The organism is Caulobacter sp. CCG-8 (assembly GCF_037402475.1).
Classification (GTDB): domain Bacteria; phylum Pseudomonadota; class Alphaproteobacteria; order Caulobacterales; family Caulobacteraceae; genus Caulobacter.
Genome location: NZ_JBBEUD010000006.1, coordinates 202,870 through 219,848, shown reverse-complemented (window position 1 = coordinate 219,848; position 16,979 = coordinate 202,870). Strand labels below are relative to the sequence as shown.

Here is a 16,979-nt window from a genome sequence, read left to right as displayed (position 1 = left end):
TTCCTAGCACGCCGTAACCCGACCGGAACACGGGACCGCCCCGCTGGCTCAGGCCGGGGTTCCCGCCCGCAGCTCGGCCAGCCAGACGTCGGCCGTCGCGTCCGACGGCATCCGCCAGTCGCCGCGCGGCGACAGCGCCCCGCCCGACGAGATCTTCGGCCCGTTGGGCATGGCCGAGCGCTTGAACTGGTTGGCGAAGAACCGTTTCAGGAACAGCTCCAGCCACCGCTTGATCTCGGCCAGGTCGTAGGCGCGCTTGGCGCCCTCGGGAATACCGACCGGCCACGCCCCGGCGGCCGCGTCACGCCAGGCGGTCCAGGCCAGGAAGGCGATCTTCGAGGGCGCCATGCCGTAGCGGGTCAGGTAGTAGAGATTGAAGTCCTGCAGGGCGTAGGGCCCCACGAAGCTCTCGGTGGCCTGGACCTCCTCGCCCGGCACCAGTTCCGGCGAGATCTCGGTGGCCAGGATGTCCTCCAGGAGGTCGCTGGTCGCCGCGTCCACGTCGCCCGAGGCCGCCACGAAGCGGATCAGGTGCTGGATCAGGGTCTTGGGCACGCCGGAATTGGGGTTGTAGTGGCTCATCTGGTCGCCGACCCCGTAGGTGCACCAGCCCAGGGCCAGTTCCGACAGGTCGCCGGTGCCCACCACCATGCCTCGGTGATGGTTGGCCAGGCGGAACAGGTAGTCGGTGCGCAGACCCGCCTGGACGTTCTCGAAGGTCACGTCATAGACCGGCTCGCCCTTGGCGAAGGGGTGGCCCAGATCGGCCAGCATCTGCTGGGCCGCCGGGCGGATGTCGAGCTCCTCGGCCGTGACGCCCATGGCCCTCATCAGCTTCCAGGCGTTCGACTTGGTGCCTTCCGAGGTGGCGAAGCCCGGCAGGGTGTAGGCGCGGATGTCCGAGCGCGGCCGGCCCAACTGGTCCATGGCCTTGGCGGCGACGATCAGGGCGTGGGTCGAGTCCAGGCCGCCGGAGACCCCGATCACCAGGCTCTGGGATCCGGTGGCCTCGACGCGGCGGGCCAGGCCCTGGACCTGGATGTTGTAGGCCTCGTAGCAGTTCTCGGCCAGCTTGGCCGGGTCGGACGGGGTGAACGGGAAGCGTTCGATCGGCCGCTCCAGGGCCAGGTCGCCGGCCGGCGGGACGAAGTCCAGGCCGACGATCCGGAACGGCGCGGCGGGCGGGTTCAGGGCCATGGAGTCGCCGTAGCTGCCCACCCGCATCCGCTCCTGGCGCAGCCGCTGGACGTCGACGTCCGCGATGGCCATCACCGGTCCGGTCGAGAACCGCGGGCTCTGGGCCAGCAGGGTCCCCATCTCGTGGATGTCGACATGGCCGTCCCACGCCAGGTCGGTCGAGCTCTCGCCCGCGCCCGCCGCCGAATAGACATAGGCCGCCACGGCCCGCGCCGACTGGCTGGCGCACAGCAGGCGGCGGGTCTCGGACTTGCCGATGGTGATGTTGCTGGCCGACAGGTTCAGCAGGATCTCGGCCCCGGCCATGGCCTGGGCGGTGCTGGGCGACGCGGGGGTCCAGACGTCCTCGCAGATCTCGACCCCGACGGTGAACGCCACGTCTCCCCCGGAGCTCGGGGCGTTGCGCAGCAGGATGTCGGTCCCGAACGGCACGGCCTGGCCAGCCAGGTCCAGGGTGCGGCCGACCACGCCCGCGCCCGGCGTGAACCAGCGGCGTTCGTAGAACTCGCGATAGTTGGGCAGGAAGCTCTTGGGGATCACCGCCCGCACCCGGCCGCCCTGGATGGCGACGGCGGTGTTGTAGAGCCGGCCGTTGTCGCGCAGCGGCGCGCCCACCACGACCAGCGGCGAGAACGACGCGCTCTCTCGGGCCAGGGTGGCGATGGCCGCCTCGACGGCGTCGAGCAGGGCGTCCTGTTGCAGCAGGTCGTCGATCGTGTAGCCGGTCAGGCCCAGCTCGGGCAGCACCAGCACCGCCACGCCGGCGTCATGGGCCTGGCGCGCCAGGGCCAGGGCGCTCTGGGCGTTGGCGGCGGGATCGGCCAGCCTGACCTTGGGAACCGCGGTGGCCACCCGGACGAAGCCATGGCGGTAGGGCGAGAAGAACGAGGGAGAACTCAAGCGACCCGGCCTTTCGAGGTTATGCTAAAAATGAGCATAAGTCAGTCCCCAGCTATAACGCCTGCGGACGTTGTTGCATAGCGCCCACGCGAGGGGGCCGGTAGGTCTCGCGGGCGGGCTCGCGGGTTGACCCCGGGGGGTCATCGTGCGACTCGCGCCTCGCGCAGCCCCGCCAAATCAAGAACAAGCCGGAAGCCCCATGCCCGTTTCGCCCGTCAAGATGGCCGACGCGATCCGCGTCCTTTCCATGGACGCCGTCCACAAGGCCAAGTCCGGCCACCAGGGCATGCCGATGGGCATGGCCGACGTCGCCACGGTGCTGTGGGGCAAGTTCCTGAAGTTCGACGCCAGCAAGCCCGACTGGGCCGACCGCGACCGCTTCGTGCTGTCGGCCGGCCACGGCTCGATGCTGCTCTATTCCCTGCTTCACCTGACCGGCTTCAAGGCCGTGACGATGAAGGAGATCGAGAACTTCCGTCAGTGGGGTTCGCTGACCCCGGGCCACCCCGAGGTGCACCACACCCCGGGCGTGGAGACCACCACCGGCCCGCTGGGCCAGGGCCTGGCCACCGCCGTCGGCATGGCCATGGCGGAAGCGCACCTAGCCGCCCGCTTCGGCAAGGACGTCGTCGACCACCGCACCTGGGTGATCGCCGGCGACGGCTGCCTGATGGAGGGCGTCAGCCACGAGGCCATCAGCATCGCCGGCCGCCTGAAGCTCAACAAGCTGACGGTGCTGTTCGACGACAACAACACCACGATCGACGGTGAAGCCACCATCGCCGAGACCGGCGACCAGCTGGCCCGCTTCAAGGCCGCCGGCTGGGCGGTCAAGGCCGTCGACGGCCACGACCACGGCAAGATCGCCGCCGCCCTGCGCTGGGCGACCAAGCAGGACAAGCCGACCCTGATCGCCTGCAAGACCCTGATCTCCAAGGGCGCCGGTCCCAAGGAAGGCGACCCCCACAGCCACGGCTACACCCTGTTCGACGACCAGATCCGCGACGCGCGCCTGGCCATGGGCTGGGACGCCGCGCCGTTCACCGTGCCGGACGACATCGCCAAGGCCTGGAAGAGCATCGGCCGCCGCGGCGCCCGCGTCCGCAAGGCCTGGGAAGCCGTGGTCAAGGCCTCGCCCCTGGCCGACGACTTCGCCCGCGCCATGAAGGGCCAGCTGCCGGCCGACGCCTTCAAGGCCCTGGACGCCCATATCGCCGAGGCCGCCAAGACCAAGCCGGGCAACGCCACGCGCGTCCACTCCGGCGCGGCCCTGGACCAGCTGATCCCGACCGTCATCGACATGGTCGGCGGCTCGGCCGACCTGACCGGCTCGAACAACACCTTCGTCAAGGGCATGAAGCCGTTCGACGCCCCCGACTACGCCGGCCGCTACGTCCACTACGGCGTGCGCGAGTTCGGCATGGCGGCGGCCATGAACGGCATGGCCCTGCACGGCGGCGTCATCCCCTATTCGGGCACCTTCCTGGCCTTCGCCGACTACAGCCGCCCGGCCATCCGCCTGGGCGCCCTGATGCAGGCCCGGGTGATCCACGTGATGACCCACGACTCCATCGGCCTGGGCGAGGACGGCCCCACCCACCAGCCGGTCGAGCACGTGGCGTCCCTGCGCGCCATCCCGAACCTGCTGGTCTTCCGTCCGGCCGACGCGGTCGAGACCGCCGAATGCTGGAAGATCGCCCTGCAGCACGAGACCACCCCGTCGGTCATGTGCCTGTCGCGCCAGAAGGTCCCGGGCGTGCGCGGCGACGCCGACGAGAACCGCTCGGCCAAGGGCGCCTACGAGCTGCTGGCCGCCGAGGGCGGCGAGGCGGCCGTGACGATCTTCGCCTCGGGCACCGAGGTCTCGGTCGCCGTGGCGGCGCGCGACATCCTGCAGGCCCAGGGCAAGCCGACCCGCGTCGTCTCAACCCCCTGCTGGGAGCTCTTCGAGCAGCAGGCCGACGCCTACAAGGCCTCGGTGATCGGGACCGCCCCGACCCGCGTCGCCGTCGAGGCCGCGGTCCGCATGGGCTGGGACCGCTTCATCGGCGTGGACGGCAAGTTCGTCGGCATGACCGGCTTCGGGGCCTCGGCGCCGTTCGAGCGCCTGTACAAGGAGTTCGGCATCACCGCCGAAGCCGTGGCGGCGGCGGCCGCCGGCTGACGTTCGGTCGGCCTCACGGGAGCGGCTTCAAAAGCATCAGGCCCGCTTCCATCCGCCCCCTGATAATCCAGAAACGCGGCCCGCCGGTCTTTCTCCCCGCGGGTCGCGTCTCGGGATGGACAATATTTAAACAAGCCGTTACGCGTTTGGCGGGAGCTCGCATGGCCCGCGCCAAGCGAACGATAATGATCGCCAATAACATATATCCAACTGGGGTCTGATAGTCGATGAAATCGCTAAGCGCTCGGGTGTTGATGCTTCGCATTAGAGAGCGACAGTGGATCAAGGCGATTTCTTCCAGCGATCTATTCGATCGTGAGTATTATCTTTCGTCGCACGACGATGTCCGGCTCGATGGCATCGATCCGATTTTGCACTATGTGAGATATGGCGCCCAGGAAGGGCGCAACCCTTCACCGACCTTCAGCACCCAGTTCTACCTGAACGGCAATCCAGACGTCGCCCGTTCCGGCATCAATCCGCTTTATCACTACCTGAAGTACGGCAGGTCCGAGGGGCGCGTCGCCACTGATCTGAGCGCCCAGGTCGAATATATTGTCGCGAGCGGACTGCTGGACCGCGATTTCTATCTGCGGACCTATGCCGACGTGGCGGCGGCCGGCATGGATCCGGCGGTCCACTATCTTTCCAGCGGGCACCGGGAAGGCCGCAATCCGAGCGGCCTCTTCGACACCCAACAATACCTGGCCGACAATCCCGAAGTCGCGGCGCAGGGCGTCAATCCCCTGATGGACTTCCTGGCGCGGGGCGGCCGGCGCGACGACCTGGCCGGCGAGACCCGGGCCCAGATGCGCCTGGTCTCGACCAGCGGCCTGCTGGATTCCGCCTACTACCTGGCCCGCCACCCCGAGGTGGCCGCCGCGGGGGTCGACCCCATCTGGCACTATATGGAGCGGGGCTGGCGCGAGGGGCATAACCCCAGCGAGAAGTTCTCGACCCGGCGCTACCAGCGCCGCTACCTGCAGGACGACAGCGTGAACCCGCTGTTGCACTACCTGCTGATCGGACGCGGCCGGGGTTACGAGATCTCTCCGCCGCTGTCGCGAAACCACGAAACCTGGGGATCGACGTCGCGCCAGGACTGGACGGTGCTGTTCCAGGAGCGGCTGGCCGAGCGGGTGAAGGCGCTCGAAACCATGGACCTCGGCCGGGTCACCAAGGGCGCCGCGCCGACCTTCTCGATCATCACGACGATCTACGACACCGACCCCAAGTTCCTGGACGCCCTGGCCCGGACGATCCAGGCCCAGGCCTATCCGTTCTTCGAATGGGTGATCCTCGACAACGGCTCGAAGACGCGGAAGACGATCGACGCCTGCGTCGAGATCGCCGCGCGCGACCCGCGCTTCCGCCTCTTCCGGGTCGAAGACAACCTGCACATCATCGGCGGCAACCGCTACGTCTTCGAACGGGTCAAGGGCCACTACGTCGTGCCCGTCGACTCCGACGACATCCTCTATCCCGACTCCCTGGCCCTGTTCGCCAAGGCGCTGAGGGAGGCCGGGGACGAAAAGCCCGTCCTCATGTTCAGCGACGAGCAGAAGGTCGACGAGGACGGCGAGCCCGTCGAACTGATCTGGCGCTGGGACTTCGCGTTCGCGCACGCGATGGCCACGGCGCCGGCGGCGCACCTGATGGTCTATTCGACCGCCGTGGGCCGCGAGGTCGGCGTCTATACCGACGACTACGCACGCGGGTCGCACGACTGGGACACGGCCCTGCGCATCACGGAGAACGGCGGACGGGCCGTGCATGTCCGCGAGGTGCTGTACGGCTGGCGCATGCACGCGGAGTCCACCGCCCTGGCCACCTCGGCCAAGGACTATATCGGCGGCTCGCAGTACGAGGTGATGGAGCGGTCGCTCGCCCGCCGGGGCCTGCAGGACAAGTTCCAGGCCGGCTCGCTGTTCGAGGGCGTCGTCGGCTGGTACGCCACCCGGCGCAAGGAAATCCGCGACGTCGGCGTCCATGTCGATCTCGTCCTCCAGGACATCGACGATCTCGACACCCTCCGGCACAACCTCGACATGGTCGCCGGGGCCGCCACGGTCCGGCGCGTGCTCTATCCGACCCGGCTCAAGGACCAGGTCCAGGACCTGATCGCCGACGCGGGGCTCGTGACCAAGGCGTACGGCTCCGACAGCGCCCTGACGACCCTGATCAACCAGGCGCCGGCCAAGGCCTTCGCCAAGGTGATCGTCTCGTCGAAGGTCGCGATCCAGAACCGCCGGGCCCTCTGGGAAGCCGTGGGGACCCTGGAGCTGGACCTCAATTGCGGCGTGGTCGGCGGACCCGTGACCGATGCGGAAGGCACGGTCTTCAGCGCCGGTCTCCTGGCCGGCCTGCAGGGCTTTGTCGCCTCGCCCTTCTACGAATGGCTGAAAACCGAGACGCCCGGCCACATCTGGTCGATCGCGCGACCGGTGACGGGCCTCCCGGCGTTCTTCCTGGCCATCCGCGCCGACCTGCTGAGGCAGGGCCTGTCCCTCAAGGGACTGGACGTCGACGACGCCCTCCACGGCCTGGAGCTGGGCCTCGACGCCGCCGCCATGGGCTATGGCGTCGTCCACGTGCCGGAGATGGAAAGCATTTCCGAGCAGGCCCTTCCCGAACTGATCGGGGCGGGCACCCCCGAGCGCACGCGCCTGCGGCGCAAGTTCGCCGGCATCCTGGACCAGGGCGCCTTCCCGAGCGTGCTCTCCCGCCAGGCGAACCGCTTCGGCATGCTGCGGCGGCCCGAGGAGCAGCTCCTCTCGACCGCGGTCGACCCGAAACTGTTCGCGCCGGCCGTGCCCTTGTCGCTGCGCGTGAGCCGCGACCCGACGGGCCAGCCCACGATCAACGTGCTGCTGCCGGCCATCCGGATGGCCAGCATGTCCGGCGGCCCCAACACCGCGCTCAACCTGGCCTACCGCCTGGGCAAGGTCGGCTTCGCCGTGCGCCTGATCTCAACGGACGCGCCCATCGACGCCGACCATGAGCCGATCTGGCGTCACATCCAGGCGATCTCCGGCGTCGAGGAACGCCTGCCCAACGTCGAGCTCGTCGACGCCTCGGACCGCCGCAAGACCATCACCATCCACGAAAAGGACCTGTTCTTCGCGACCGCCTGGTGGACGGCCCAGATGGCCAAGGCCGCCTCGCCGCTGGTGGGCGGACGGCCGTTCATCTACCTGATCCAGGACTTCGAGCCGATCCTCTACCCGGCATCGAGCCACTACGCCCTGGCCCTGGAGACCTACGGCCTCGAGCACATCCCGGTCGTCAACACCAAGCTGCTGAGCGACTTCCTGGTCGAGAACGGCATCGGCCGCCACGCCGATCCGGCCTTCGCCCGGACCGCGATCTCCTTCGAACCGGCCGTTTCGCGCGACGATTTCCATCCCGAGCCCCGCAAGGGCAAGAAGCGCAAGCTGCTGTTCTACGCCCGGCCCAACACGGGCGTGCGCAACCTCTACGAACTCGGCGTCGCGGCGCTGCAGATGGCGATCGCCTCGGGCGACCTGGGCGCGGGGTCCTGGGACTTCGTCGGAATGGGCGAGCCCTTCACGAGCGTCCCGCTCGGTCAGGACGCCACGCTGGAATGTGCGCCCTGGCTGGGCTTCGACGCCTATGCCAGCCAGATGCGGCAGGCCGACATCCTGCTGTCGCTGATGATGTCGCCCCACCCCAGCTACCCGCCGCTGGAGATGGCGGCGTGCGGCGGCCTAGTGGTCACCAACGAATACGCCAACAAGGACGCGGAGCGGCTGGCGGCCGTCTCGTCCAACATCATCGCGGTCCCGCCGACCGTGGAAGCCGTGGCCGCGGCGCTGTCGCGCGCCGTCGACCGGCTGGAAGACGTCGAGGAACGCCACGAAGCGGCCAAGCTCGACCTGCCCCACACCTGGAGCCAGGCCCTGGCGCCCGTGCTGGAGGCCCTCTCCCGGCGGCTGATCGAACAGGGCGTCAAGCCCGACGCCCTGGAGATCGGCAAGAACGAGCCCCGCCGCCTGCCCCTCCCCGACCCGGAACGCGGCGTCGACGAGTACAACGCCTATCTCCGCGAGGCGCTCGCCGATCGCAAAGGACTGTATCCCGCCGTCCAGGAAACCGGACTGCTCAGCTTCGTGACCACGGTCTGGAACACGCCGCCCGCGTTCCTGGACGTGCTGGCGCGCAGCCTGGAGAACCAGGAGGGCGGCGCGGATTTCGAGTGGTACATCCTCGACAACGGCTGCACGCGCCCCGACGTCATCGCCTACCTCGCCAAGCTGGCCGAGAAGCCCTACGTGCGCCTCGAGCGCGTCGAGAAGAACCTCGGCATCATCGGGGGCATGCGCCGCTGCCTCGAGCGCGCCAAGGGGCGCTATATCCTGCCCCTGGACTCCGACGACTACCTGACGCCCGACTGCGTCCGCATCGTCACCTGGCATCTGCAGAAGCACGGCTATCCCGCGCTGGCCTACACCGACGAAGACAAGCTCATGGGCGCCGAGCTCAGCGGCCCCTACCTGAAGCCCGACTGGGATCCGGTCCTCTTCGTCAACTCCTGCTACATCGCCCATCTCTGCGCGATCGACCGCAAGATGGCGCTCGAACTGGGCGCCTATACCGACGCCGAGGCGGAGGGCAGCCACGACTGGGACACCTTCACCCGCTTCGCCCTGGCCGGTCACACGCCGCGGCACATCCCCGAGGTGGTCTACAGCTGGCGCATGCACCAGCAGTCGACGGCGTCGAACATCAATTCCAAGCCGGTGGTCTTCGGCTCACAGCGCGCCGTGCTCACCCGCTTCCTGAAGGGCCACGCCAAGGGCAAGCTCTTTGAACTGACGAAGAACCCGATGTTCGGCGAGACGCCGGACTGGTGGCTGCGCCGCCGTCGCGCGCCGGCCGCGCCGGGCCTGACGACGGTCGTCGTCTCCAACGGCTCGTCGCCCAAGAAGCACACGCTGCGCGTGCCCGCCAAGGTCGACCACCAGGTCTTCCACGTCGACCTGGCCAAGGGTCCCCACGCGCTGGTCGAACACGCCCGCGCCGCGGCGAAGGAAGGACGCCTGTTCCACATCATCGCGGACGAGGTGGCGCCCGACAACGACGAGTGGTTCCACGAGGCCGTCGGCCATTTCGAGCTCTTCCCGGACGCCGTCATGATCGGGGGACGCATCCACTCCTACGGCGAGGTGCTCGCCGCCGGCTACGTCTTCGGGTTCGGCAAGGGGTGCGAGTGCCCGGACCGCGGCCGCCGCCTCGCCGACCCGGGCTACGCCGCCCAGATGTGGAAGCAGCATTCGGTCAGCGCCGTGTCGGCGCTGCACGCGGTGATCAAGCCCGACTTCCTGATCCGCGCCCTCGAGGAGATCGCGCCCTGGGGGCCGTCGACCGCGATGCTCGGCGGCTGGCTCGGCGCCAACGCGCGCAAGCACGGCGAGCGGGTGATCTATTCGCCCTTCGTCTCGGGCGAGACGGGGATCGACTGGGACAGCCTGGTCCAGGACGCGGAACATGCGCGGTTCGCGTCGTACGCCGCCGACATCATCCCCGAACGCCAGCTGCTGCACCCGGACCTGGGCCTGACCCGGGCGACGGCCTATCGCCCGGTTCGCCGCTCCAAGTCGTCGGCCTCGCCGGCGGCCTATCCGGTGTGGCACGACCTCCAGGCCAAGGCCCGGACGGCGGTCGCCCCGGGCGGTCCGGTCAAGACGCGCTTCTCGCTGCTCACGACCCTGTACATCCGCACCGACGAGGCCCTGTTCCGCCGCACGGCCGAGACCGTGTTCGCGCAGCGCGACGTCGGCTTCGAATGGGTCATCCTGGCCCACGGCCCGATCAGCAAGGGCCTGAGGGCCTACCTGCGCACCCTGGCCAACGATCCGCGGGTCAAGCTGCACTATCTCGACGAGAACCTCGGCATCATCGGGGGCATGCAGCACGTGCTCGCGGCGGCCAAGGAGGACTACATCCTCCCGCTGGACGGGGACGACCTGCTGACGCCCGACTGCCTCAAGCTGCTGGCCCAGGCCATCGAACGCGCCCCGACCCCGCCGGCCTTCCTCTACACCGACGAGGACATCGTCATCGGCGAGGCCCTGCAGGCGCCCTATCTGCGCCCGGCCTGGGACCCGGTCCTCGACCTGGAGAACTCCTGGATCTGGCACGCCTGCGCGTTCCGCCGCGACCTGGCCCTGAGCCTGGGCGTCTATACGTTCAAGCCGAGCGAATACTGCCACGACTGGGACACGGCCTACCGCTTCTCGCGGGCGGGCCACCCGCTCGTCCACGTGCCGTCGATCGTCTACCACTGGCGCCACCACCAGGGCAGCACGTCCAACAACGGCGAGACCAGCAACGGATCGTCGAAGTCGGTCCAGGCCCTGCTAGCCGCGAAGATCGAGGACCGCGGCCTGTCGGCGGTCTGCGAGGTCGCGCCCTTCCCGATCTTCCGCGGCGCCGAGGAATGGTGGATCAAGCGCAACGCCGAGAACCTTCCCGACATCGTCGCCGTGGAGGTCTCGGCCTCTGACGCCCTGGGTCCGTTCACCGTCGGGCGCCGCGCGCGCGGCAAGGCCGTCCCGGCCTCGGCGTTCATCGAGCAGGTGCGTGGCGCCAAGCCCGGCGACCTGGTGCTGATCCACTCGACCAAGGCCCAGAAGCCCAGCCAGGAGCTCCTGCTGGAAGCGGTCAAGATGTTCGAGTTCCACGACGACGTCGCCGTGGTCGCCGGACGGCTGGTGAACGACGTGGCCGTGGTCGCCGCGGGCTGGATGGCCGACGGCCAGGGCCACCTGCACGCGCCCTACGACCAGCTGGCGCTGACCGATCCCGGGCCCTTCGTCCTGGGCTGGAAGCCGCAGACCATCTCGGCGGGCGTCATCGACCTCTGCCTGGTCAGGGCGGACTTCCTGCACGAGGCCCTCGCCGCGGCGCCGGCCGGCCTGGCCCCCGCCGAACTGGGCCTGTGGCTGGGCGCCTTCGCGGACCGCTCGGGCCGCCGGGTCGCCTACAGCCCGCTGATCGAGGGCAAGGTGCGCGGCCGGCCGCTCCATCCGACCGACAAGGCGAGCGTGCAGGCCGCCTGGAACGCCTTCACCGCCGGCTCCGCCGCCGGCGGCGAGGCCACTCCCGTCCGCGGCGCGGGCGGCTACGGCCTCAAGCGCTTCATCTGACGCGAAAACGGCGCCGGAATCCTGGATTCCGGCGCCGCCCGCGGTCGTCCTGTCCGGCGATGCGCGCCGATCAGGCCTTGCTGATGATCAGGGCGTCCTGCCCGCCCTCGGGATAGGGCCAGTAGCCCGACCACGACCCCAGGGCGATGCGCTCCAGCGTCAGGCCGGACGCGCCGACCAGGGCCTTCAGGCGCTCCTCGTTGTAGGCTACCGCGCCCAGGGGGTGCTGCGGATCGTTGATCAGGCAGCCCTCGCCCCAGGGATGCTCGAACCTCAGGTCGAAGGGCGTCAGGTTGGTCTCCCGCGCCTTGGCCAGCACGGCGTCGTTGTAGAGGAAGCAGGTCAGGAAGGCCCGGCCGCCGGGCTTCAGCACCCGCTGGAACTCGCCCAGATAGTAGGTGATGTAGTCCGACAGCATGTGCGTGAAGACGGACCAGGCGAAGACCCCGTCGACGCTGTTGTCTTCCAGCGGCATCTTGAAGGACCGCATGTCCTCCGTGCCCGTCGGATTGTGCAGCTGATCCGCCACGTTGTAGTGGTGGAAATTGAAGTTGGGATGGCGCGGCGTGAGGTTGGCCGACAGCCAGGCGATCGAGTCGCCGATGATGTCCACGCCGTCGTAGCGGCCCTCGGTGATGATCTCGGTCAGCGGGATGGCGTCGCGGCCGATGCCGCAACCGATTTCGAGAAGCCGTGAATCGCTCTTGATCCCGAGATAGCGGCGCAGGTCGGCGATGTGGGCCGTGGAGATCGCATCGAACGAGTCGGGGCCGCCGCCCGTCAGGTTCACTAGTCGTTCAGGGAGGTCATAACCTTTGAAGTTAAAGGTGTTTTCTGACATTTCTGCTCTCTACCGAAGAAAAAACGACGCATCGGGACCAAGATTTCAGACAAGTTATAAGTTGAGTGGGGCGTCGAGCAACGAAAGTCTTTGACGCCTTCGGAGGCGACGGCGGATCCCGTTCAGGCGCGGGGCGCCACGAACAGCTTCTCCGTGAACGCCGGGATGACCTCGTCCACCGCCTCCAGCACGGTGGACCATCCGGCGGGGGCCGGCAAATTCGTCGACCGGAAGTCGAAGGCGTCGTGCTCGTTGCGCCAGACCGTCCAGTTCTTGGTGTAGATCGCCTTGGAGGCGGCGCTCATCATGTTCATGTAGGCGGCGATCTGCTCGGGCCTCATCTCGTGCAGGGCGGAGATCGCCGCGAAGCAGTCGACGATGCCGGCGGGGACATGCCGCAGCTGGTCGATCGTGAAGATCGCGATGTCCGCGGCCATGACCTCGTCGGCGACCTCGTCCCAGCGCGCGAAGGGCCGCCAGCGGAAGATCTTCCGGTCGGGAAGCGCCTCCGCCAGATGCCATTCCGCCACCGCCAGGGCCGGCGGGATGTCGAAGATCCAGTAGCGCAACGGCTTCAGCTGGCTCGCGACATAGCCCAGCCGCCCGTATCCCGCCCCGATCTCGGCCAGGATGGGGCGCTCGCCTTCGAGGACGGGCCGCATGCGGGTGAACTCGCGCAGCGAATTGGCCAGGTCCTGCGAAACGGCCCGGCCCTGGACATTGATGGGAATGGGATTGCCGACCGCCGCCTCGGCCAGCTTGTCGCCGTCGCCCAGAGCCGCGCGCTTGGTCGCGTGCCACCACAGCAGGCCGACGAACAGCGTGTAGCCGCGCGCCGCGCTGGGCGAGAGCAGATAGCTGGTGTCGTTGATGCTGAGCACCGCCGGATCGCCGAGCAGCTCGGCCTCCAGCGGCAGGGCGCTGGGATCGTCCGCCCATTCGCGCAGCAGGCTCTGCATCTGCGGATCATTGGGGCCTTCGACGGCCCAGTTGAAATAGTTCTGAGCCAGAGTCCGCTTGAAGTTCTCGACGCCGTGCCGCGACAGCAGCGCCTCGTTCTGGCCGCCGATGTCCGCCCAGAAGCGTCCGGCCTGGAACAGCTCGGGTCCGGCCTCGAGCTGGCGGCGCATCGCGGTCGAGCGTGCGAGGAGCGCCTCGGTCACCGCCGGCTGTCGGGGTTTCATCGGTTCGTGAGTACGCATTGAGCTTCCTTGGCGGACTTGGTCCTCCGCCCTTACCGCAGAATCATCACGCTTTCGCCTGGCGACGTTTGTCATTAGGCAGGGGTTGATCAACGAATCGAAGCTTGCCGGGAGCTTGCGTGATGACGGCATCGACTTCCCCGCCCGTGCGCCCGCCGATCGGCGCGTTCAAGCCCTACTGCCGCGACGCCGACCTGACCGCCGAAGAGCAGCAGATCGTCGACCGCTTCCACGACCTCTACTATTCCAAGCTCGACGGCGGCGTGGGCCTGCACACGATCGTCCTGGCCTGGATGGGCCACGAGATGTTCAAGTGCCCGATGGACCTCTGGCTCTATCAGGAGCTGATCGTCCTGCGGCGACCGAACCTGATCATCGAGACGGGGACGTACAAGGGCGGCAGCGCGTTGTACCTGGCGTGCATCTGCGACATGGTCGGCGAGGGCTCGGTCGTGACGGTCGATATCGACGACACCCATCGCGCCATCCAGCCGCAGCATCCGCGCCTGCGCTATGTCAGCGGCTCGAGCACGGCCCCCGAAATCTTCGCCCAGGTCGCAGCCCAGGCCGCGGCGGCCGGTCCCGAGGTGATGGTGATCCTCGACAGCGATCATCGGCGCGACCACGTCCTGGACGAGCTGCGCCTGTACAGCGAACTGGTGCCCGTGGGCGGCCTGCTGGTCGTCGAAGACACCAACGTGAACGGGCATCCGACCTATCCCGAGTTCGGGCCGGGCCCCTGGGAGGCCGTCGACGCCTTCCTGGCCGAGAACCCCCGGTTCGTGGCCGATCGGTCCTTCGAACGCTTCCTGCTGACCATGAACCCGCGCGGCGTCCTGCGGCGCGTCGAATAGCGACGCGAACGCCCCCCTCCCACCTACGGAACGTCGAGTTTCATGTTCTCCGTCCTTATCCCCAGTCGGAATCGACTCAACCTGCTCAAACTCGCCGTCGAGTCGGTCCGGCTGCAGGATTTCGGCGACTTCGAGATCGTGATTTCCGACAACGCTTCGGACGACGACTATCGCGGCTATGTCGACGAGCTCGGCGACGCGCGCGTGCGCTATCTGCGGTCGGATTCACCGCTGTCTGTGACCGAGAACTGGAATCGCGCCCTGGAGGCGGCCCAGGGCGACTATGTCGTCATGCTGGGCGACGACGACGCCATGGCGCCGGGCTATCTCAGCCATCAGGCGTGGCTGATCTCGGCCTTCGACCGGCCCGACGTGCTGTACGCCAACTGCTATCACTACACCTATCCCGGCGTCATCGCCGGCGCGCCGGACGGCTATCTGGCGACGGTCGACAACAGCGTCCTCTTCCACGATCGCAACGCGCCCTACGAGGTGGACCTGGACTGGGCGCGACGCCTGGGCGTCATGGGTCCCGCCTTCCGCCACCAGATCAGCTTCAACGCCCAGCACTACATGTACCGGCGGGACTACATCCTGTCGCTCGCCGACCTCGGGCCGTTCTACCAATCGCCCTATCCGGACTACTATGTCAGCTTCCTGACCTTCCTGACCGCGGCGCGGATCATCGCCGATCCGCACCCGCGCATGATCATCGGGATCGCCAAGCAGTCGTTCGGCTTCTACTTCATGAACCAGCGCGAGGAGGAGGGACGGCTCCAGTTCCTCAGCGCGCCCGTCGACACCGCCTTCCTGTCAGGCGGCGACCCTGCCGTCGTCGAGGCGATCGAGCGGCCGGGGGTCGCCCACGTCCGCAACTGGCTCCTGGCCGCCCTGCAGCTGAAGCAAAGGCTGGCCGGACGCATCGAGGTCGCGGTGGACCTGCGCCGGTACCGACGCCTGCAGACGATGGAGATGGCGCTCCTGGCCGGCTACGAGACCCGCGAGCCGCGCCGCGCCTATTACGACTACATGCGGGGCCTGAGGGGCGCCGACCTGGCCTTCGCGCGACGCGCCCTGCGCTCGGCCATGACGGTCAAACGCCTCAAACTGCCCGACACCCGCTCGATCATGTGGGGCTATCAGAGCCTTCTCAACACCTACCATCCCGCCACCGTCGCCTATCACGGGATCCCGAGCCACCAGGACATCCTCGACGCCGTGCGGTGGCTGGCCCTCCCGGCCGAGGCCGCGCCCGAGCCCGAGCCGGCGACCGCCGCCCCCAGCCTGGAAGAGCAGCTGGCGCGGAGCCAGTCGCAGCTCCAGTCCCTCAACGAGGCCCACGCCGCGCTCGCCCGACGGGGCGATGAACTGGCCGCCGCCGCCGAGCAGGCCGCCGGCGAGACGCTAAGGCTGGCCGCCGAGCTTGAATCGACCGTCCGGTCGCGGAAGGCCGGCCAGGAACGCGAACGCCTGCTGACCGCCGAACGCGACGAACTGCTGGGTCAGCGCGCCGCGCTGGAACGCTCCCTGCCCTGGCGCGCCACCCGGACCCTGCGGGCTTTCCTGGCGCGCCTGGACCGGAAGCCGCCGGATCTCACGCCGCTCTAGAGCGGCGCCGCGCGGCCCGGAAAACCGGCGGCGAGCGACGGCGTCCCGCGGCGCGTCCGTAAATTGAAGACCGCGCGGTCGCTGTCGCAAAACTTTTACTCAACGAGACCGCCAAAAGCCCAGATCGGGCCTTTTTTCCTCGGTTGTCATTCTCGCGCGGGCTCCGCTATAGGGTACGGACGAGGCCTAAGTGCTTCGGCTCAAAATGGGGATGAGAATACTCGTGCGCTCAGATGTACCTGTCTTCATTTTGTGCGGCGGCCTCGGCACCCGCCTGCGGGAACAAACGGAGTTTCGCCCGAAACCAATGGTCCCGATCGGCGGTCAGCCGGCGCTTTGGCACATCATGCGCCTCTACGCGCATTTCGGCTTCCGTAAGTTCGTCCTCTGCATGGGATATCGCAGCGAAGTCATTCGGGAATATTTCCTGAACTTTCATCGCATGACTTGCGACGCGACCGTTCAACTGGGCACCGACCAGGTGACGTTCCATTCCGTGGAAGGCCTCACCTCCGAGGCGGATTGGGAAGTGACGCTGGCCTATACCGGCGAACTGACCATGACCGGCGGCCGCGTGTTCCAGGCGGCCTCGCGCTACCTGGGCGACGCCGAGCATTTCGCCGTGACCTACGGCGACGGCGTCACCGACGCCCACATCGGCAACGAGTTCAAGGATCACGTCGCCACCGGCAAGATCGGCACCGTCCTGGGCGTCAATCCGCCGTCGCGGTTCGGCGAGTTCAAGTTCGACAACGGCGAGGCCTTCGGCTTCGAGGAAAAGCCCGAGATCGAGGATCACTGGATCAACGGCGGGTTCTTCTTCTTCAAGCGCCAGTTCATGTCCTACCTGAACGACGATCCGGCCCTGGTCCTGGAGCAGAACCCGCTGCGCAAGCTGGCGGCCGACCGCCAGCTGAACGTCTTCAAGCACAGCGGCGAATGGGCCTGCATGGATACCCAGCGCGACGTCGAGACGCTGAACAAGGCGTGGACCGAAGGCCGGGCGTTCTGGGATCCGTCGCACCTGCCGCCCCGCACCTAAAT

8 protein-coding genes are annotated in these 16,979 nt (G+C 68.1%); 5 read left to right on the top strand and 3 right to left on the bottom strand.

All coding sequences use genetic code 11. The annotated features are described in order from the left end of the window. Nucleotides 1–48 precede the first annotated feature (48 nt). A complete protein-coding gene (locus tag WAE60_RS08005; protein WP_337685676.1) occupies nt 49–2,097 on the bottom strand; it encodes an NAD(+) synthase in 2,049 nt (682 codons plus the stop codon). A gap of 199 nt (nt 2,098–2,296) precedes the next feature. Between WAE60_RS08005 and tkt the strand changes: the two genes are divergently transcribed. After that, nucleotides 2,297–4,261, top strand: coding sequence for a transketolase (gene tkt / locus WAE60_RS08000; protein WP_337685674.1), 1,965 nt, complete (start codon nt 2,297–2,299; stop codon nt 4,259–4,261). Between the two features lie 380 nt (nt 4,262–4,641). Continuing rightward, complete coding sequence (locus WAE60_RS07995; RefSeq protein ID WP_337685714.1) at nt 4,642–11,430, top strand: glycosyltransferase; 6,789 nt, start codon at nt 4,642–4,644, stop codon at nt 11,428–11,430. Between the two features lie 70 nt (nt 11,431–11,500). Here WAE60_RS07995 and WAE60_RS07990 read toward each other — a convergent pair whose 3' ends face one another. Both WAE60_RS07990 and WAE60_RS07985 read right to left on the bottom strand, forming a co-directional pair. Beyond that, nucleotides 11,501–12,220: a class I SAM-dependent methyltransferase gene (locus WAE60_RS07990; protein ID WP_051695272.1), complete on the bottom strand. Its 720-nt coding sequence runs from the start codon at nt 12,218–12,220 to the stop codon at nt 11,501–11,503. A 173-nt stretch (nt 12,221–12,393) separates the two neighbouring features. Next, entirely contained in the window at nt 12,394–13,473 is a 1,080-nt protein-coding gene (locus WAE60_RS07985; RefSeq protein ID WP_337685673.1) for a putative sugar O-methyltransferase, read from the bottom strand. Nucleotides 13,474–13,595: 122 nt separating this feature from the next. On the opposite strand from WAE60_RS07985, the gene WAE60_RS07980 reads away from it, so the two are divergent. The 3 genes from WAE60_RS07980 to WAE60_RS07970 all read left to right on the top strand — a co-directional run bounded on the left by WAE60_RS07980 (nt 13,596) and on the right by WAE60_RS07970 (nt 16,977). After that, a complete protein-coding gene (locus tag WAE60_RS07980; RefSeq protein WP_337685672.1) occupies nt 13,596–14,327 on the top strand; it encodes a CmcI family methyltransferase in 732 nt (243 codons plus the stop codon). Nucleotides 14,328–14,369: 42 nt separating this feature from the next. After that, complete coding sequence (locus tag WAE60_RS07975) at nt 14,370–15,935, top strand: glycosyltransferase family 2 protein (protein WP_029909626.1); 1,566 nt, start codon at nt 14,370–14,372, stop codon at nt 15,933–15,935. Nucleotides 15,936–16,140: 205 nt separating this feature from the next. Then, nucleotides 16,141–16,977: a sugar phosphate nucleotidyltransferase gene (locus tag WAE60_RS07970; protein ID WP_337685713.1), complete on the top strand. Its 837-nt coding sequence runs from the start codon at nt 16,141–16,143 to the stop codon at nt 16,975–16,977. Nucleotides 16,978–16,979 lie beyond the last annotated feature (2 nt).